The sequence below is a fragment of the Dysgonomonas sp. 37-18 genome (assembly GCF_001899125.1).
Lineage (GTDB): Bacteria > Bacteroidota > Bacteroidia > Bacteroidales > Dysgonomonadaceae > Dysgonomonas.
In genome coordinates this window covers 57098-75105 of the sequence record NZ_MKVC01000003.1, presented here as the reverse complement: position 1 = coordinate 75105, position 18008 = coordinate 57098, and the positions used below count along the sequence as shown (strand labels likewise).

Genomic DNA, 18008 nt, shown 5'->3' with positions numbered 1-18008 from the left:
GATCAATTGAGTTCGCTTACATCATTTATTCCATTGCGGTCAAATAATACCCTGTATTTTTTATAATATTCATCCTCGTCGGATTTACATTGTATAATAAAGTACAATGAATATACCTTATTCCCTTCTATCGTTTCATATCCTTTCTCTGCATCTGATAAGTAGAGTGGGATAAGTGGATTATCCATTTTATGAGTGAAATTTATCAAGTGGAAACGCGTAATATCATTAATTCCCGATAGACGGTATTCTTTGTATTTTTCTATCTCATCCTTCGATAGGTTTACCCATTTTCGGTATAAGATTATTTTTTCATCATACACCTGGTTCTCAGCTTCTACCAGAGGCGTTCTTGCCCTGATATTTCGTACTTCATCCGGCAACTTATTTTCTTCTATAAAATCGAATGCCTCCTTTATCCAGCCAATCTCTTGCTTACGTATACTCAGCTTTAGTTTAGAATCAAAGTATTTTTTACCCAGCTTAGACGAAAAATAGTAGCGCATCATATCTTTGATCCTGTCTTTGAACATATAACTAAAGACAAGGATTACGAAAAGGTCGGTAGTGAAATTTCCAAAACGCAGTGTGGCGAAGAAAGATACCATCGTAGCAAATATCATAGCGATTCCGGCTGCAACACTGTAGTATAGCTGTTGGGCAAAAAGTCCGTCTTTTTTTCTGATAATCTGTAAGAATAAGTCACTTTCAACGAATTTTTTCAGAATATTCCGTTGCGTGATTACCAAACTATTGTGTTTTTCTTGTCCTTTCTCAAGTAGCATAAACCCTCTTTTCTTTTTATGGGCTTTTTCCCTTTCAATTAAGGTGTATAGCTTTTCTTTGATTGTTTCGAATATCGGTTTGCCTTTTAGTATTTTCATAATCTGAAAGGCATATTGCTCTATGATATTACCCAGAAAGTCATCTCCGAATAGAAACAACTCCCGCTGTTGCTTTGTCATCTCGGGATTAGAAAGTTCTTCCCACTTTTCTCTGTATTGTAATGCTATTTCTTTCACGTTGGCAATATAAGCCTCTACATGAGAAACTATTTTTTCGTCTGTTGCTGTACTTCCGATAATCTGTACATGCCGCCTTAATGCACTCTTTACGATGCAGACGAACATTTTTATTTGGTAAGAAAAACTTTCTGTAAGATCTTCATTGTTTGGGTCTACAGCCAGATCATCCAATGCTTTCTGTAAGCGGGGAAGAGGGCCACGTCCTGCTTTTAGTATTTCTTCGAGAGAATAAACGGGGGTAATCAGGCGAAGGTTATTTTTCACATCTCTGTAAAAGTCATCTTTCTTATATGTAGACCGATTTATGTCGAGGCTGTTAGGGAGGAATATCCACGTATTGATCCTGAACTCATTTATATCCTTTTGATGTTGGTCTGTTATAAAACCAATTTTGAATTCTAAGGCGAAATTATCGTGAACTTTTACTTCTGTATCTATCATATTTTCTCCTCCTGTTACTAAATATAATCCGAATTTAAGAAGAAAAGTTTACAACTACCATTTAGAATAAGGAAGTTTTGTCAGAGAAGAATTATAATAGCGGAGATCGCCTGTCACTTCTTCTCCGAGCCAGTCGGGCTTTTCAAACTGTTCGTTTTCTGAAGAGAGCTCAATCTCGGCCATAACAAGACCTTGGTTTTCACCGTTGAATTTGTCTACTTCGAAGGTATGCTTGTCGCTCTTTATATAATACCGGATTTTATCTATAATTCCCGGTTCGCACAATTTTAGTAATTCCCGGGCATCATTTATCGAAATTTCTTTTTCCCACTCAAAGCGGGAAATGCCTGATTCGTTGCTTATCCCTTTGATTGTGATGTATGCTTTTTCTCCTTTTATCCGCACCCTTACCGTGCGCTCCTTCACCGAAGAAAGATATCCTTGCACGATTTCTTCATGCGCATAGGCATATTCTTTGTAGTTTCCTTTAACCAGAAACTTACGTTCAATCTCCCAAGCCATATTACTGGATAATTTGTTTTACAGCTCCCAGCTCAGGATAGAAAATCACTTTTATTGATAATTTATTGTTATCAAACATTTTCGGTGTCAGCACATCCTGAATTCCATATTGAACGATGTCGCATTCTTTTTTTACATAATCCTTGCTGTTGTATGTTATTTGCAAGCTAGCCTTGTTAGGGATATTGTATATGATTCCGGCAGAGAATTTTTTCTCCAATTCTTTTTGTTCTTTAGGTGTCAGTATTTGTTCTTCTCTCGGGTCTTTGTTTTTGAGAGACAAATATACAGGTGCTCCTGCCAAATCGTTGGCATCCACGACTCCCAGCTTAGATGAAAACCTGAAAATGATTCGATTCTCTATGTTTTTCGTATCGGGGATTATCGTAAATTCTTTTGTGCCTGTTTCTTTTGATTCGGTTCCTGCAAACATCGCGGTGAGTGCCTTTTCTTGTTCATCAAGTTGAGTCATTACCAGTTTGTAAGCATTGCCATCAGGAGGCATATTGTCTGCTTCGCCTGTAATTATATTTGTGCGGCTTTCACGCAATCGGTAGATTTGTTTTGCGATCAGTTCGGCTTGTTTTGCTGTAGAACCTGCACGTAGAATCTCTTCGGACAGGAAGCTGCGTGGGTTTAATGTCGTTTCACTCACTTTAGCCGGAGCTTGTATTGCTTCTTCTTTGGGGAAAGTGTAGTCGTCGTTGATCGCACATATCACGCCATCCTTTGTCAGTGTGACAAAAGGTGCAGTTGTATTCGATCGAAATTCTACCAGATAAGACTTGTCTTTATCTACTATTCCTTTTGTTGTAGCATCTATATTGTCGATAGTATAGGTTACGCTATTTTCGGTTATGGGATTGGTTATGCTCAGGTATCGCTCGGCATATTGATAGAATTCACCGGCTTTTTTCGTGGTCTTTGTATAGTTTACGGTGACTATAACAGAGGTTTTCGGTAATGAGTACGCCACACCATAATCATTTCCTTTCACTGCACTCATTTTAACTGTATTCTGTGCAGGTAATGTGAGAGCTCCTATTGCAAGCAAAAGAAATAAGCTTAGAGACTTCATTCGTTCTTTATTTTATAATATTAGTCTCACAAAGCTAATTATTTTTTATGGATTTCCGACCTACAACTATCTAAACCTTAAAGCTTCTATTGGAGAGTAATGATTAAAGGTAAGCAGGTGGGCGTTACAAGCAGTCTGTTTTTATCTGAAATTTATTTATCTCTTTTCTAATTAAGTAACTGGTAAAAAATAGAGAGATGCTTTTTTTATTGCGAAAAAACTCTGTGTAACTCTTTTTACTCTGTGGTTTAAAAAAATGAATAAGAGCAATGCTGCAACAATTCCTTTTTAATTATGAAAAAAAATAAAAGTACGGAGGTATTTGAATTATTATTGAATGCTTAATTCTTAAATTTATCATTTTCTTGAAAAATAATTCTTTTTTTTGTAACACTTCTATTTTCGATCCGTAGATGTTATTAGAAGGGTAACCTAAAACATTAAATGATAAGCTTCGATTCTAATATTATAGATCAGTGTAGAAAGGGTCAACATTTGGCTCAGATGCAGATTTACTCTACTTTTTATAAGAGAGTTTATAATGCATGCTATAGGGTTCTGTATGATAGTCTCGAGGCAGAGGATGCAATGCAAGAGAGCTTTCTGAAAGCGTTCTCGAGTTTGGACAACTATAAAAATTCAGTTCCTTTCGAGGCATGGCTTGTAAGGATAGGCATTAATACATCTATTGACAAGCTGAGGAAAAGAAACTTGGAAACTGTCGATTTCAACGAGAATATCAACTATGATATAGTAGACTCGGATGATAGCGAAGAGTGGGAGCAGATATTGGATCGTGTAGAGCAGGTGAAAACTGCAATAACGAAGCTGCCGGAGTCGAGCCGGTTGATTGTAAATCTTTACCTTATAGAGGGGTATGATCACGAAGAGATTAGTGAGATTCTGAATATAGCACCCGGAACGGTGCGTATACAATATATGAGGGCAAAACAAAAATTATTGGAACTCGTCTAAAAAAGGAGGGAAGGTATGAATGACATAAGAAAAAAAATAGACAGAAACAGAGATTTGTTTGACGATCAGGAACCATCATTCGGACACATGGAGCGATTCGAAGCGCTATTGAAAAGTAAGAATGAAGAAAGCTTGAAGAACGAAAAACGAGTGAAACGGGTACGGTTTATAAGTGCCATATCTGTGGCGGCATCCATTGCCATACTAATAGCCGTTGTTGTTAGATTCTCTACACCAGACAATACTGGAGGCAATATTCCTGCACCGGAGGTCATTGGAGCAACAGATGAATTTAAAACAACAAATGATTATTATAATCAGAAAATGGAAGCAAAGATTGCTGATATAATGTGTAAACTCGCATATACAGATACCGAAAATCAGGCGCGACTGACCAAGGATATACAGAAAATAATAGATGGTAATAATAATTTTATCAACGAAATCTCTAAAAATGAAGATAAGGAGATGGCTATTCATTTTTTGGTGAAACATTATAGAACGAATATCCATGTACTCGAGAATATAGATCAAAAATTAGGAAAATATACCAAATGCTAATATAATTAAGGGATGAAAAAGTATATATTGTTTATCGGTTTGTGCAGCCTTGCTCTAATTCAATTAGGAGCATCGGAAAAGATAAAGGGTGATCTGCCTCAAGACTCTATTAATGGTAAAGGAAGATTTAATATAGAAATTCCGAACATAGAGATTCCGGATATGGATTTGGACTTCGATGCCCTTAATTTTGATTATAAGTTTGACTTCAATTTTGATACTGCCCAGTGGTTGGCATGGAAGGAAGATTTTGAAAAATCCGGAGTCAAAAACCTCAAGGAATTGGAGAGAAACTTGAAAGTGAATAAAGAAAGATTGTCGGAATTGGGTAAAAATCTGAAGTCCAGATCCAATAATGATAACTTGAAAGTCTTTTCAAATAATCAGAAAGGAAAAACTCCAGATCGAGTTGAGACTAAAACGTACTCCAATATTTCAGAAATCGATATCTCTCATAAATATGGGAATATATTTGTAAGGGAATCCCGATCGAAGAATGTAGAGTTGGAAATTCAATATTTTAACAAACTTAATCAGAGAAATCCTGTTAGAATTTCAGAGGATAAAGGAGTGTTGGCTATAGCTAGTCTTGGTTCCAGTGTAAATCAAATCGACTTAGTGATAAGTATTCCACGCAATGTTAAACTTAATGTAGATCTAAAATATGGCAGATTAAAAATGAATGAGTTTAATGCACCTTTTTCAGCCAATTTGTCTTATAGCACCTTCGATGCAGAAAGCTTTTCGGGAGCCAGACCAACCATTAAGGATAAGTATGGAAAAGTAACGATAAGCAAATTGCAGGATGCCGTTTTGTCGACTTCTTATTCGAAAGTAAAGATAGATAAGGCGAATAGATTAGACTTGTCGGGAGCTTATAGTGACTTTGTATTGAATGATGTGCAAGCTATTTCGGCTCAGTTGTCTTCTACCTCGGGCGATTTTAAAATAGGCTCGTTGGGAGAGATGGATGGTAAGTTTAATTATGCCGACATATCGATTGATAATCTCCGCTCCAGAATGAATGTAATTTGCAACTATTCTGATGTAAAGGTTAATTCAATATCTCCAAATACAAATATCAATGTAAAAGGTAATTACTCTGATGTGGTATTAAGTGTTCCCGATAATGTAGGAGCTTCATTTAATGTTGTACTGGTGCAAGGAGATTTGACTGTGTCGAAAAAATATACGGTGAAATACACAGAGCAAACCGAAACCTCGACTACAGTTATTAAAAAAGGGCAGATAGGAACTAAAAGACCAACAGCTACCATTACCGTATCGAGCAATTATGCAGATGTAAAAATAAAATAAAACTAAACTAGAAATGAATATTATGAAATTTATCGGTATCTCTATATTAAGTATCATCTTATTGTTTGTCTCGTGCGGATCGTCTAAAACCTCACATGTTGAAAAAATAAATCTGAGTTCTTATAGTGGTATTGAGGTCAGGTCTGGTATTGAGGTTTATTTCTCTTATGGAAAAAGCCATACTGCGCAAATAGATAGCCCCGAGCCCATAGATGTATATGTAGAAAAAGGTATTTTGAAAGTAGATAGAAAAGGTAAAAGCAATAAGAGAGTGAAAGTATATCTTACGGCAAACAATATAGAATCTATAGCACTTTCGGGAGGATCAAAGTTTTCTACCGACGAACTCAAAAATAATAGGGGAATATCTATAGCAGCATCAGGTGGCTCTAGTTTCGATATAAAGAAACTTGAATCGAGAGAATCTAGTATTGCTGTTTCGGGTGGCTCTCGTTATAATATAGATGAAGTGAGGTCAGAAACGTTAAATATTGCCTCCTCCGGTGGAAGTACTTCCTCTTTGGATATAAAGAGTGCGAGGGCTGTAAGTGTGGCGGTAAGCGGAGGCTCTAATGTTGTCTTGACAGGATCGGTTGAAAGTCTTTCGGTTGTCAGCTCGGGAAATGCTAATGTGGATATTGTAAATCTTAATTATAAAGATATTCAAACAAACACTTCAGGCAGAGGACGTATTCAAAAAAGATAATCGTAATTTAGTGAATATATAGCGCCGGAAATTAGATTTCCGGCTTTTTTATTTTCATCTCTGGCATTGTTTTTATTTCTTCTGCCACTATTCTTACTATATTGCAATATTTTGTATAATTTTGTAGCCTCTTTAAAAAAATAAAGTATGTCTCAAAAAGTTAGGGTGCGTTTTGCACCGAGCCCGACCGGACCACTTCACATTGGCGGGGTACGTACGGCATTATATAATTATCTCTTTGCAAAAAAAAATAACGGCGATTTTATCCTTCGTATAGAAGATACCGATTCGCAACGTTTTGTGCCGGGTGCAGAAGAATATATCATCGAAGCTCTCACATGGTTGGGCTTAAAGTTTGATGAAGGTACACATATTGGAGGTACTCATGCTCCATATAGGCAATCGGAGAGAAAAGAGATTTATAAGAAATATGTAGATATACTTATCCAAAAAGGAGCAGCTTATATTGCTTTTGATACTCCCGAAGAACTGACGGCTAAGCGTGAAACTGTGAGTAACTTTCAGTACGATGCTTCTACACGGGGAGAGATGCGAAACTCATTGACCCTCTCTCAAGAAGAAGTACAGTCACTCATAGATGCCGGCAATCAGTACGTAGTCCGATTCAAGATTGAAGCAGGGCAAGAAGTGTTGGTCAATGACGTTATTCGTGGCGAAGTAAAATATAACTCATCGGTACTCGATGATAAAGTTCTTTATAAATCGGCCGATCATTTGCCTACATATCATTTGGCAAATATCGTAGACGATCACTTGATGGAGATAACACACGTTATCCGTGGCGAAGAATGGTTGCCTTCAGCTCCTTTGCATGTATTATTGTATAAGGCTTTTGGCTGGGAAGATTCTATGCCGCAATTTGCACACCTTCCGCTTTTGCTGAAGCCCGAAGGAAATGGAAAATTGAGTAAGCGTGATGGCGACCGTCTAGGCTTTCCTGTGTTTCCATTAGAATGGAAAGACCCGCAGAGTGGTGAGATTTCGTCAGGCTACCGTGAAAGTGGGTACTTGCCCGAAGCTGTAATCAATTTCCTTGCTCTTCTGGGATGGAATCCGGGTAATGATCAGGAAATAATGTCGATGGAAGAACTTATTCAACTTTTTGCATTGGAGAAATGTAGTAAGAGCGGAGCCAAATTCGATTACGAAAAAGGAAAATGGTTCAACCACCAATATATCCAATTAAGACCAAATAGCGAGATAGCCACAATTTTTTACCCTATATTGCAAGATAAAGGGATCGAATGCCCGTTACAATATATAGAAACAGTTGTCGGTCTGGTAAAAGAACGAGTAAGTTTCGTAAAAGAATTGTGGGATCAGGCTTCTTTCTTCTTTGTGGCTCCAACCGCTTATGATGAGAAGGTTGTGAAAAAACGTTGGAAAGAAGAGTCGCCGTCTCAATTGAGCGAGCTGGCAGAAGTTCTGAAAGGAATTGAAGACTTCTCTTCTCACAATCAGGAAGAAATAGTGAAAGGCTGGATTGAATCGAAAGGCTATCATCTCGGCAATATAATGAATGCATTCCGTCTGGCTGTTGTAGGGGAGTCGAAAGGCCCTCATATGTTTGATATTACGGCAACTATTGGAAAAGAAGAAACAATAGCCCGACTTGAAAAGGCAATCTTAAATATTAAATAACAAGAAGATGCTGTTTTTTTACAATTTTGCTATATATCTATATGCGTTGATTGTCCGTCTTATTTCTCCTTTCCACAAGAAAGCCAGAAAGATGATTGTAGGGCACAAGCAAACTTATCGGATATTGAGGCAGAACATAGATGCAAATGCTGAATATATTTGGTTTCATGCAGCTTCTTTAGGCGAGTTTGAACAAGGTCGTCCGATTATGGAAGAGCTGAAAAGAACACATCCTGAATATAAGATATTGCTTACATTTTTTTCTCCTTCGGGCTACGAAGTAAGGAAAGATTATCCGCTGGCAGATGTGGTTTGCTATTTGCCTTTTGATAAGAAACGGAATGTAAAGCGTTTCTTGAAGATTGTTCAGCCAAAGATGGCGATATTTATAAAATATGAATTCTGGTACAATTTTGTAAATCAGCTTTATAAAAGGAATATTCCGGTGTACATGGTTTCAGCGATCTTTCGTCCCAATCAGATATTTTTCCGTTGGTATGGAAGCGATATGCGCAAGTTGCTGAAAAAATATACATGTATATGCGTGCAGGATGAAAACTCCCGGAAATTGTTATCAAATATAGGTATCACAAATGTTGAAGTTTGTGGCGATACCCGTTTCGATAGAGTATTGGATATTCAAAAACAAGCCAAGCAGCTTCCTATAGCCGAGGCTTTCGAGAAGAAAGCCAAGTCTGAGAATGAGAAGATATTTGTTGCCGGAAGTACCTGGCCAAAGGATGAGGATATACTGATCCCATACTTTAATATGACTACAGACCTTAAATTGATAATAGCTCCGCACGAGATTGATGAAGCTCACTTGAAGTACATCGAAAGCAACCTGCAACGTCCTCATATCCGCTATTCGAAGGCAACGCCCGGAATGATGGCAGACTATGACTGTTTGATTATTGACAATTTCGGACTTCTTTCGTCTATATATAGCTACGGACAAGTAGCATACGTAGGAGGAGGGTTTGGTGTTGGTATACATAACATATTAGAAGCTGCGGTTTACGATTTACCTGTGATATTTGGCCCGAATTTTAAAAAGTTTCGTGAAGCTCAGCAAATGATAGAATGTGGAGGAGGTTACTCGATTTCTGATTATCAGGCATTCCGTGGTTTGATGGATGAGTTTCTTCAGTATGAGGGAACACTGAATGCTGCCGGGTTACATGCCGGTAATTATGTACGCTCCAATGCCGGGGTTGTGAAACGTGTAATGGCGGTAATCAATCTTTAGAGGCTTCGATTTTGGCCTGTATCTTTTCTTAGAATAAAAATAATCTTGTAGATTTGTAATTTAAACCATAGTTTTTATGGCAAAAATCGACTATTATATCAGCAAGATAAAGATACCTACATCTGTCTTGTTCATCGCTGCAATCATTATTATTGTATATTTTTTACCGCGCGAGGGTAAATATAAATACAGTTATGAAGATAATCGGCCATGGCAATACGGCTTGCTTACAGCACCCTTTAAGTTTCATATACATAAGTCTGATGCACAGATACAAGAAGAGAAAGATAGCATCATGCAGACTTATCAGCCCTATTATCTGGCAGATGCGACAATCGAGAAAAAAGCAATATCTCAGGTTGTTCAGGATGCTAGGGCAAGAAGTATTCCGGAGGATTATATAACTTATATAAACAGGAAGTTTACAGAAATATACAAAGCCGGAGTGATCTCTGCCGAAGATTATGAGCGTATTCAGCAACTGAATAAAAAACAATTAATACTTCGCAGCGAAACAGCAAACAAAATTGCTGCAACCAGGCATATTGCATCGTTTTATACACCACGCCAAGCTTACGAAAAGATCATTGATGACGCTCCTGCCCATATTGATATAGGACGTCTCAAAACTTTTAATCTCAACAATTATCTGATAGCTAATATTATATACGATGAGAGAATGTCGTTGGGTATCAAGAATGATATGCTGCAACAGGTTTCTTTGTATGACGGAGAAGTACAATATGGCGAAAAGATTATAGATAGAGGTGAGATCGTAGATGCACGCCTCAAAAATATTCTGGATTCTTATATTAAAGAAGCAGAAGGGAAGGTAGGAACAAAGTCAAAACCAGGATGGCTTATCATGGGAGAATTGGTTATGATCACCCTCTTTGTAATGGCTCTGATGATTTATCTTCGTTTCTATCGTATTGAGGAGTACAGAAATAAAAAGAATGTCATCTTTATGTTGCTTATGGTTGTTATTTTCCCCGTCATAACGGGAATAATGGGCGACTCGAAGATGTTTACTCTGATGTATGTCATTCCTTTTGCTATACCTACCATTCTCATACGTACATTTATAGACTCGCGTACAGCTATTACCACGCATACTATTACAATACTGATATGTGCCATTATGTTTCCTCTGGCTCAGATGGCTCAGTTTATCACAGTTCAGATGTTGGTGGGATATATGTGTATCTTTAGCTTGCGGAATCTTTCTGAACGTTCCCAGCTGGTTGTATGCGCCCTTCTGATACTCGTTACATATATTGTGTCGTTTACGGGCTGGATTTTATGTACTGAAGGAGATATTGCATTGATAAAAGAAAATTCGAGGGTGTATATTTATTTCTGTATCAACTTTGTGTTTGTCACCTTCGCTTATCTGCTGGTTTATGTTTGCGAAAGAGTCTTTGGCTTTATGTCGGAGGTGAGTATGATAGAACTCTCAAATACAAACAGACCTCTTCTACAGCAACTTTCGGAGGTTGCTCCGGGTACATTCCAACATTCTATGCAGGTATCTACATTGGTTGTTGCCGCTGCGCATCGTATCGGGGCTAATGCTACGCTGGTGCGTACAGGAGCTTTGTATCATGATATAGGTAAAATGGTAAATCCGATTTTCTTTACCGAGAATCAGGTTGAAGGGATCGATCCACATGCCGGACTGACAGAAAAAGAGAGTGCCCGCATTATAATAGATCATGTGGCTGAAGGGGTAAGAATAGCTAAAAAGAATAACTTGCCGCAACAGATAATAGATTTCATAGAAACTCACCACGGTAAAGGGAAAGCAAAATACTTCTATAATTCGTATGTAAATAATCATCCAGACGAAATCGTTGATGAGGAAGATTTTACTTATCCGGGACCAAATCCGTTTACACGCGAAACCGCTATTCTTATGATGGCTGATACGGTGGAAGCCGCATCGAGAAGTCTTAAGGAGAATACGAAAGAAGCTATTACCGAATTGGTAAACCGTCTTATAGATTCTCAGCTGAGCGATGGTTTGTTCAAGAATGCCCCGATTACCTTTAAGGATATAGAACAGGTAAAAGAAGTGTTTTGCGACAAGCTGGTCAGCATGCGTCACTTACGTGTTGCTTATCCCGAGCTGAAAAGAGGAGAGAATAAAGTACCTCGAGAAATAGAACAATAATGTGCTCAATTTTAAATAAATTTTTAATCCATTCACTTGTTATGAGAAAATTACTTATTTTGCCTTTATTCCTGCTTATCAATCTGATTGTTTTTGCTCAGGAAGAAAACACAGCGTATCAGTTCACTGTGGTGAAACAAAACCCGATAACATCGATCAAAAATCAAGGGAATAGCGGAACTTGCTGGAGTTTTTCGGGAGTAGCTTTTCTTGAATCTGAGCTTCTTAAAATGAACAAAGGAGATCACGATCTTTCTGAGATGTATATTGTTCGTCGTAATTATGCCGATAAAGCGGATAAGTATGTAAGAGTAGGAGGTAATCTAAACTTTGCACAAGGTGGTGCATTTGCCGATGTTGTAGAAACTTTAGATGAATACGGCGTAGTTCCTAATGAAGTGTATGCCGGTCTTAACTATGGTGAGACTATTCATAATCATGGTGAATTGGAAGCTGCATTGAGTGGCTATGTAAAAGGAATTGCCGACAAGAAATCAAGTCGGATTTCTCCGGTATGGGGTGTTGGTTTCAACAGTGTTTTGGATGCTTATCTGGGTGCTGTGCCAAAAGAATTCCAATACAAAGGCAAAACATATACTCCGCAGTCTTTAGCTCAATCTTTAGGGCTTACAAGCAAGAATTATGTATCTATCACTTCATTCACACATCATCCGTTCTATGCTCCGTTTGCTATAGAAATACCTGACAACTGGCGCTGGGCTCTGTCGTATAATGTACCTATGGATGAAATGATACAAGTAATAGACAATGCAATAAATAACGGTTACACTGTGGCATGGGCTTCGGATGTAAGTGAAATTGGATTTACCCGCAATGGTATCGCTGTTATCCCCGATGATGAGGCTCCTGAAAACATTGGTTCAGATCAGGCTCATTGGTTAGGATTGTCAAAAAGCGAAAAAACTACCCGTTTGAAAGCAAAAGTAGATCAAGGTCCGGTAAAAGAAAAGGTGGTTACACAAGAAATGCGTCAGGCTGCATTTGATAGCCAAGAAACGACCGACGATCATGGTATGCAAATATTCGGGATTGTAAAAGATCAGAATGGTACAAAATATTATCTTGTGAAAAACTCATGGGGTGAAGCAGGTAAATATAAAGGGATATGGTATGCTTCAGAAACATTTGTGAAGTACAAAACAACAAATATAATGGTTAACAAGGCTGCTGTTCCAGCTCCACTTGCGAAAAAATTGAATCTGAACTAATAGATTTTTATTATATAGTATATAGCCGTGGGAGGTTTTCTCCTGCGGCTATTTATTTTTAGGTGGAGTAATTCTAAATTTCTTTTAGTATTTGCTTAATAGCTACAAAGAGAATAATATAAAATTGTCTTATATTGTATTCTCTTTTTTAGTGTGTAGAAAGTGACAGGTACAAAACATATCAAAAAGTGTCACTTTTGTCACCTTTTTATTGTTTATGTGGCGTTATGTATTTTGTTATCAGATGTTTGTATACGTTTTTGTGATTTATTTTATTGTCACCTTTTGGGTAGGAAAATATAGAGATAAAGGTTAAAATAACGATTTCAGAAAAATATTACATAAAATCTGTAACCACATGAGACTATGTGTAGTCATATATTCGAAAACAGATTATTAACAACAAAAAATAGAAATATCATGGGTGAATTAGTACCAATAATTGCAATTTTATGTGCAGTAGGATTGCCGGTCGTTTTAGGTGGAATGGTTCTTTTAAAACTTTTATCATCAGATAAGAAAGTTCGTATGGAATTGGCGAAACAAGGGATTATACCTCCACCGGAAGTAAAAACAGCTCCGAACAAATACAGATCTCTTCGCAATGGTTTTCTGTGTGTCGGAATCGCTATCGGGTTGGCTTTAGGGGTTTTCATCGCACCAAGCTTTGCTCTTTCTTTAGATTTTCAATATCTTGTAATAAGCAGTAGCGTGCTGTTGTTCCTTGGTCTTGCTTACGTTGTGTTTTACTTGGTGGTGAAAGACAAAAAAGAATTTGAAGACGCTGAATAAAGATGGATGAAAAGCAACTTATACACAAAGTCCTGAAGGGAGATACGTCTGCCTTCGGGTATTTTGTAGACACATATCAGGATATGGCTATAACTATAGCCTATCGTGTGTGTGGTAACAGGCAGGATGCAGAAGATATTGTGCAGAATGCTTTTGTTAAGGCTTTTCATAATTTGCATACATTTAGAGCTGACAGTAAGTTTTCGACTTGGTTCTACAGAATTGTTTATAATACGGCAATTACAGAAACCCGTAATACGGTTTACAATACAGAGTTTGTTGATTATAAACAGATTGATTTGGATAATTCTTTCTCGGATTGGGATACAATGTCTCAGGTAGAGGATAACGAGAGGAAGGCTATTGTAAATGAGGCTATGGATAAGATGCCTAGAGATGAAGGGCTTTTGCTCACATTATACTATTTGGAAGATAACTCGGTGAAAGAAATAGCACAAATAACCGGGCTGACAGATGTAAATGTGAAAGTGAAGATGCATAGGGCACGAAAGCGTTTCGCAGATATTCTGGAACAGATGATGCGGTACGAAACCTCTTAGAGATATTAAAATATGGAATTGAATAATAATAATAAATATAAATACAACAATATGAATGTGCAGGATGATAAAATAAGAGAGCTTCTTTCGGGTACCAGAATGAAAGCAAGCGATAATCTTAAATACAGGATCATGCATCAGATAGAAGCTGAAAGAGCATTAATGCATGAGAAGGCTAAAGTGCAAAGCTCAAGCCCTTTTATCGGGAATATGTTTGCCATTTTTGGTGTGATGTATGCCCTGATTGCGATAGTTGCTTTAGTAGTCTATTTTGCAGCAGGGAAAGATGCTTTGCAGTCTGCCATGTTTTTTGCTCCTATATTGCTAATCGCTTCTGCTTGCGGCATGTTCGGATTTATTTCGGTATATGACGATCGACGCAGGAGTAAGCATAAAGCTGTGAGCTGATAGTCGTGAAGGTGTGAGATATAAAAATGGGCTTAAAGCATTTGCTCTAAGCCCTATATATATTTTAATGGAGGAAGAAGTCGGCGTAACTAATCGTGATTAAAGCTCTATAATTTCTTCTTCCAATATTGTCAACTTCTCAAGGCCATCTTGAGTTACCAAATATGTGTTTTCAATACCTACAGCTCCTACTTCAGGGATCACAAATTTAGGTTCGAGGGCAAAAACAATGTTTGGCTCCAGTAACTCTTTAGAACGAGGGGTTAGTACGGGAGGCTCATTGATCTCTAATCCTACACCGTGACCAACAAATTTAGCTTGTTGCTTTGTTCCCATAAAGTAAGGTTCCAGATTGTTCTTAACCACTGCTTCCATCGCAATATTGTATAACTCGGCACAGCTTACACCGGACTTTGCGATGTCCATTACCTTATTGCTGATTTCTATAGAGACCTGATGTGCACGATAAGCCAGATCAAGAGTCTTACCTACAGAGAACACACGGGTCATGTCTGTCATCCATGGGGTATAGTTTCCGGCCATATCTACCATAATGGTATTCCCTTTCTTTATCTTTTGACCCGACGCACCTAAAGGTAAAATGGGGCTTGTTCCGGCTCCGCCAAGAGCAAAGTCGAAAGGGGATGGGGCTTCTGCATTTTCTCCTGTAAGAAGGCTGCCCATGTAGATATCCATGTTTTCGCCGTAGCTGCGGAAAAGTCCTAATGATCCATGCAGACGCATCAGACGTTCTATTTCTATCTGAAACTCTATGTCCGTCATGCCGTCTTTATAAACGGAAGGGATCATCTTGTAAACGGCTTCATGCTTGCGGGCGCAAAGTCTTACTTGCTCCAGCTCGAATTCGGTTTTTACACTGCGTACTTTACGCATCAGGGCAGATGCATTGGCAGCTTCCTTTAGACCGAATGTATTCAATAAACGGCTGCATTCACCGAAGGAAATCACATCTGTTTCAATCAAGACGGATTGAGGAATAGAGCGTCCGAGATTCTTTAGCTCATCAGTTATCTGTTCGGGTTTGCGGATATAGATCGTATTATCGAAACTGACATCTTCGGGGCGCTTTACGAAATGTACCGGTTGTCCTTCTATCGGTAAATAGTAGTAACCATTATATACCATTCCGGTCATGTAGAATACATTTACGGCAGTAGTCAATATACAGCCTTCAATATTCATCGACTGCATGGCACTTTGCAAGCGTTGTTGACGAATCAGTAAGTCTTTCGATAAATCTTCCTTATAGCTCATTTTTATAGTGTTTATATAGTCCTTTTTCTATAATATAGTCATATACGTTTTCGGTAAGAAAAGGACGCATGTTCTTACCCACTTCTATACCCTCACGTATGAAGGTCGATGATATTTCTATGATTGGCGAGTCTAAGGCTTCTACCTTTTGCTTTAGCCTATCGGGTATTTTTATCCGAAAGCCTAAGCGAGGATATATCTTAAGCTTATAATTCTCCAGAATCTTATCCGTTTCATGCCAGCTTTCGAAAATAGCCCAATTGTCGGCTCCAATAACGAGCGTGAAATCATGCTCCGGATACTTTCCTTTCAAAGCATCCAGCGTATTGATCGTATATGATGGTTTGGGCAGATCGAACTCGAAGTCGCTCGCCTTTATTTTGGGATATCCTTCCAAAGCCAACTTCGTCATTTCTAAGCGTACATATTTATCCGAGAGGTCATCCTCCGATTTTAGAGGGTTGAGAGGACTTACCAATAGCCAGACTTCTTCTATATCGGTATATTCTACAATGTAGTTTGCCAGAATAAGATGCCCTACGTGAATAGGGTTGAATGAGCCGGAGAATATGCCTATCTTCATGTTGCAAGAAATTCTTTTACCACTTGTAATGCTTTTGTCTTTGCCTCTTCCAGATTGTCATTCTTGATAATGACATCAAAGTGAGAAGCGAAGGTCATTTCATATTCTGCTTTTGCTACCCGTGCTTCTATTATCTCGGGAGAATCGGTTCCTCTGCTTATCAGTCGGTTGCGTAATTCACTGATGGATGGCGGTTCTACAAATATAGAGAGCGCCTTATCTCCGTAGTATTTTTTTATGTTACATCCTCCTACCACATCGACATCGAAGATTACATTGCCGCCATTATCAAAGATTCTTTGTACTTCGGTTTTTAGCGTTCCATAGAATTTATCTTTGTATACTTCTTCGTATTCAAGGAATTCGTTATTCTCAATTTTCTGACGAAACTCTTCGGGTGTATGAAAGTAATATTCTACTCCATGTTTTTCTTCTCCACGAGGCAAACGGCTTGTGGCCGAGATGGAAAACCGGAGGTTTAGATTTTGCGAAAGCAAGTAGTTTACAATCGTTGATTTGCCTGCGCCCGAAGGAGCCGAAAAGATGATTAATTTGCCCATTCTATCGCTTATTCCTTACAATACGTTCAACACCTGCTCTTTTATTTGTTCGAGCTCATCTTTCATTTTCACAACAACCTGCTGCATTTCGGCATGGTTCGATTTTGAGCCCATCGTGTTTACTTCACGTCCTATTTCCTGAGCGATAAAACCAAGCTTTTTACCTTGTCCTGATCCTGATGTCATTGTTTCCAGAAAATATTTAAGGTGGTTGTTCAAACGATTCTTTTCTTCGTTTATATCAAGCTTTTCGATATAATAAATCATCTCCTGTTCGAAGCGATTTTTATCATAATCGAAATCCTCTATCTTTTGTAGGGCTTCTGAGATACGACCTTTTATTTTGTCTACACGTTCTGCTTCGAACGGTTCTATATCGGTCAGAAGGGTTTTTATGTTAGATATTTTTTCTTCGAATAGCTTCTGAAGCATTGCGCCTTCCTGCTTACGGAATGCATGCAACTGATCAATTGCTTCGCTGATAACATTCGATACCATAAGCCATTCTTCTTCATCTACTTCCTGTGCTTCATACTTCAACACGTCAGGTAAACGTAGCAAGACTTGGAACCAATCTTGAGGAACAGCAACCCCTAACTTTTCGCAAGATTCTTTGATCTGATTGTAATATCCTTCTATGATACTTTGATTGATCTGTGTAGCAGTTTCGCTGCCTATGTTTTCTATATATATCAGAAAATCTACCTTTCCTCGTTCTAATTGGCGAGATAGCAGATTGCGGATTTCCATTTCGTGCTCCTTATACAGATTTGGTAAACGTACCGATAAATCGAGTTGTTTACTATTTAAGGATTTTACTTCAACAGTAATTTTCCTTTTATGAAGTTCAGCAGTTGATTTGCCAAAACCAGTCATTGATTGTATCATGCTG

Annotated in this window: 18 protein-coding genes; 11 read left to right on the top strand and 7 right to left on the bottom strand. The window is 38.1% G+C overall.

Annotation, left to right across the window (positions count from 1 at the left end; genetic code table 11):
* Positions 1–2: 2 nt before the first annotated feature.
* From BGO84_RS00440 to BGO84_RS00430, 3 genes are read right to left on the bottom strand one after another with little or no spacing between them, the layout of a single operon-like run.
* A complete protein-coding gene (locus tag BGO84_RS00440; RefSeq protein WP_291026610.1) occupies positions 3–1466 on the bottom strand; it encodes a hypothetical protein in 1464 nt (487 codons plus the stop codon).
* A gap of 54 nt (positions 1467–1520) precedes the next feature.
* Positions 1521–1988, bottom strand: a complete 468-nt coding sequence (locus tag BGO84_RS00435) for a CYTH domain-containing protein (protein ID WP_291026608.1) — start codon at positions 1986–1988, stop codon at positions 1521–1523.
* A gap of 1 nt (position 1989) precedes the next feature.
* Entirely contained in the window at positions 1990–3066 is a 1077-nt protein-coding gene (locus tag BGO84_RS00430) for a DUF4831 family protein (protein ID WP_291026605.1), read from the bottom strand.
* A gap of 444 nt (positions 3067–3510) precedes the next feature.
* On the opposite strand from BGO84_RS00430, the gene BGO84_RS00425 reads away from it, so the two are divergent.
* The 11 genes from BGO84_RS00425 (at position 3511) to BGO84_RS00375 (ending at position 14698) form a co-directional block, all read left to right on the top strand.
* Positions 3511–4041, top strand: coding sequence for a sigma-70 family RNA polymerase sigma factor (locus BGO84_RS00425; RefSeq protein WP_006841683.1), 531 nt, complete (start codon positions 3511–3513; stop codon positions 4039–4041).
* 15 nt (positions 4042–4056) lie between these two features.
* Complete coding sequence (locus BGO84_RS00420) at positions 4057–4602, top strand: hypothetical protein (protein WP_291026602.1); 546 nt, start codon at positions 4057–4059, stop codon at positions 4600–4602.
* Positions 4603–4614: 12 nt separating this feature from the next.
* On the top strand, positions 4615–5919 hold the full coding sequence (locus BGO84_RS00415) for a DUF4097 family beta strand repeat-containing protein (RefSeq protein ID WP_291026600.1): 1305 nt from the start codon (positions 4615–4617) through the stop codon (positions 5917–5919).
* Between the two features lie 13 nt (positions 5920–5932).
* On the top strand, positions 5933–6625 hold the full coding sequence (locus BGO84_RS00410) for a DUF2807 domain-containing protein (RefSeq protein WP_291026598.1): 693 nt from the start codon (positions 5933–5935) through the stop codon (positions 6623–6625).
* A gap of 147 nt (positions 6626–6772) precedes the next feature.
* The gene (gltX, locus tag BGO84_RS00405) at positions 6773–8287 is read left to right on the top strand and encodes a glutamate--tRNA ligase (protein WP_291026596.1); all 1515 of its coding nucleotides are present in this window, start codon (positions 6773–6775) and stop codon (positions 8285–8287) included.
* A gap of 7 nt (positions 8288–8294) precedes the next feature.
* Complete coding sequence (locus BGO84_RS00400) at positions 8295–9536, top strand: glycosyltransferase N-terminal domain-containing protein (protein WP_291026594.1); 1242 nt, start codon at positions 8295–8297, stop codon at positions 9534–9536.
* Between the two features lie 76 nt (positions 9537–9612).
* Positions 9613–11709 carry an HDIG domain-containing metalloprotein gene (locus BGO84_RS00395; protein ID WP_283685509.1) on the top strand — a complete coding sequence of 699 codons (2097 nt, stop codon included), beginning with the start codon at positions 9613–9615 and terminating at the stop codon, positions 11707–11709.
* Positions 11710–11750: 41 nt separating this feature from the next.
* On the top strand, positions 11751–12938 hold the full coding sequence (locus BGO84_RS00390) for a C1 family peptidase (RefSeq protein ID WP_283685508.1): 1188 nt from the start codon (positions 11751–11753) through the stop codon (positions 12936–12938).
* A 420-nt stretch (positions 12939–13358) separates the two neighbouring features.
* Positions 13359–13730 carry a DUF6249 domain-containing protein gene (locus tag BGO84_RS00385; protein WP_228093879.1) on the top strand — a complete coding sequence of 124 codons (372 nt, stop codon included), beginning with the start codon at positions 13359–13361 and terminating at the stop codon, positions 13728–13730.
* 2 nt (positions 13731–13732) lie between these two features.
* Positions 13733–14290 (top strand): sigma-70 family RNA polymerase sigma factor, encoded by a 558-nt coding sequence (locus BGO84_RS00380; protein WP_135105427.1) that lies wholly within the window; start codon positions 13733–13735, stop codon positions 14288–14290.
* Between the two features lie 12 nt (positions 14291–14302).
* Positions 14303–14698, top strand: a complete 396-nt coding sequence (locus BGO84_RS00375; RefSeq protein ID WP_291026592.1) for a hypothetical protein — start codon at positions 14303–14305, stop codon at positions 14696–14698.
* A 99-nt stretch (positions 14699–14797) separates the two neighbouring features.
* Here the strand turns inward: BGO84_RS00375 and BGO84_RS00370 are convergent, their stop codons facing one another.
* The 4 genes from BGO84_RS00370 to BGO84_RS00355 are packed head-to-tail and all read right to left on the bottom strand — an operon-like array spanning position 14798 to position 18004.
* Positions 14798–15973: a Xaa-Pro peptidase family protein gene (locus BGO84_RS00370; protein WP_291026589.1), complete on the bottom strand. Its 1176-nt coding sequence runs from the start codon at positions 15971–15973 to the stop codon at positions 14798–14800.
* Positions 15963–16556: a nicotinate (nicotinamide) nucleotide adenylyltransferase gene (gene nadD / locus BGO84_RS00365; protein ID WP_291026586.1), complete on the bottom strand. Its 594-nt coding sequence runs from the start codon at positions 16554–16556 to the stop codon at positions 15963–15965. Before nadD ends, BGO84_RS00370 begins: the two co-directional genes overlap by 11 nt.
* Positions 16553–17116: a guanylate kinase gene (gene gmk, locus BGO84_RS00360; protein WP_291026583.1), complete on the bottom strand. Its 564-nt coding sequence runs from the start codon at positions 17114–17116 to the stop codon at positions 16553–16555. Before gmk ends, nadD begins: the two co-directional genes overlap by 4 nt.
* 15 nt (positions 17117–17131) lie before the next feature.
* A complete protein-coding gene (locus tag BGO84_RS00355) occupies positions 17132–18004 on the bottom strand; it encodes a YicC/YloC family endoribonuclease (RefSeq protein WP_135105432.1) in 873 nt (290 codons plus the stop codon).
* Positions 18005–18008: the final 4 nt, after the last annotated feature.

Bases quoted from the DNA above. Each gene is read 5' to 3' on its own strand.
- BGO84_RS00440 (WP_291026610.1), bottom strand. From the start codon at position 1,466: ATGATAGATACAGAAGTAAAAGTTCACGATAATTTCGCCTTAGAATTC.
- BGO84_RS00435 (WP_291026608.1), bottom strand. From the start codon at position 1,988: ATGGCTTGGGAGATTGAACGTAAGTTTCTGGTTAAAGGAAACTACAAA.
- BGO84_RS00430 (WP_291026605.1), bottom strand. From the start codon at position 3,066: ATGAAGTCTCTAAGCTTATTTCTTTTGCTTGCAATAGGAGCTCTCACA.
- BGO84_RS00425 (WP_006841683.1), top strand. From the start codon at position 3,511: ATGATAAGCTTCGATTCTAATATTATAGATCAGTGTAGAAAGGGTCAA.
- BGO84_RS00420 (WP_291026602.1), top strand. From the start codon at position 4,057: ATGAATGACATAAGAAAAAAAATAGACAGAAACAGAGATTTGTTTGAC.
- BGO84_RS00415 (WP_291026600.1), top strand. From the start codon at position 4,615: ATGAAAAAGTATATATTGTTTATCGGTTTGTGCAGCCTTGCTCTAATT.
- BGO84_RS00410 (WP_291026598.1), top strand. From the start codon at position 5,933: ATGAATATTATGAAATTTATCGGTATCTCTATATTAAGTATCATCTTA.
- gltX (WP_291026596.1), top strand. From the start codon at position 6,773: ATGTCTCAAAAAGTTAGGGTGCGTTTTGCACCGAGCCCGACCGGACCA.
- BGO84_RS00400 (WP_291026594.1), top strand. From the start codon at position 8,295: ATGCTGTTTTTTTACAATTTTGCTATATATCTATATGCGTTGATTGTC.
- BGO84_RS00395 (WP_283685509.1), top strand. From the start codon at position 9,613: ATGGCAAAAATCGACTATTATATCAGCAAGATAAAGATACCTACATCT.
- BGO84_RS00390 (WP_283685508.1), top strand. From the start codon at position 11,751: ATGAGAAAATTACTTATTTTGCCTTTATTCCTGCTTATCAATCTGATT.
- BGO84_RS00385 (WP_228093879.1), top strand. From the start codon at position 13,359: ATGGGTGAATTAGTACCAATAATTGCAATTTTATGTGCAGTAGGATTG.
- BGO84_RS00380 (WP_135105427.1), top strand. From the start codon at position 13,733: ATGGATGAAAAGCAACTTATACACAAAGTCCTGAAGGGAGATACGTCT.
- BGO84_RS00375 (WP_291026592.1), top strand. From the start codon at position 14,303: ATGGAATTGAATAATAATAATAAATATAAATACAACAATATGAATGTG.
- BGO84_RS00370 (WP_291026589.1), bottom strand. From the start codon at position 15,973: ATGAGCTATAAGGAAGATTTATCGAAAGACTTACTGATTCGTCAACAA.
- nadD (WP_291026586.1), bottom strand. From the start codon at position 16,556: ATGAAGATAGGCATATTCTCCGGCTCATTCAACCCTATTCACGTAGGG.
- gmk (WP_291026583.1), bottom strand. From the start codon at position 17,116: ATGGGCAAATTAATCATCTTTTCGGCTCCTTCGGGCGCAGGCAAATCA.
- BGO84_RS00355 (WP_135105432.1), bottom strand. From the start codon at position 18,004: ATGATACAATCAATGACTGGTTTTGGCAAATCAACTGCTGAACTTCAT.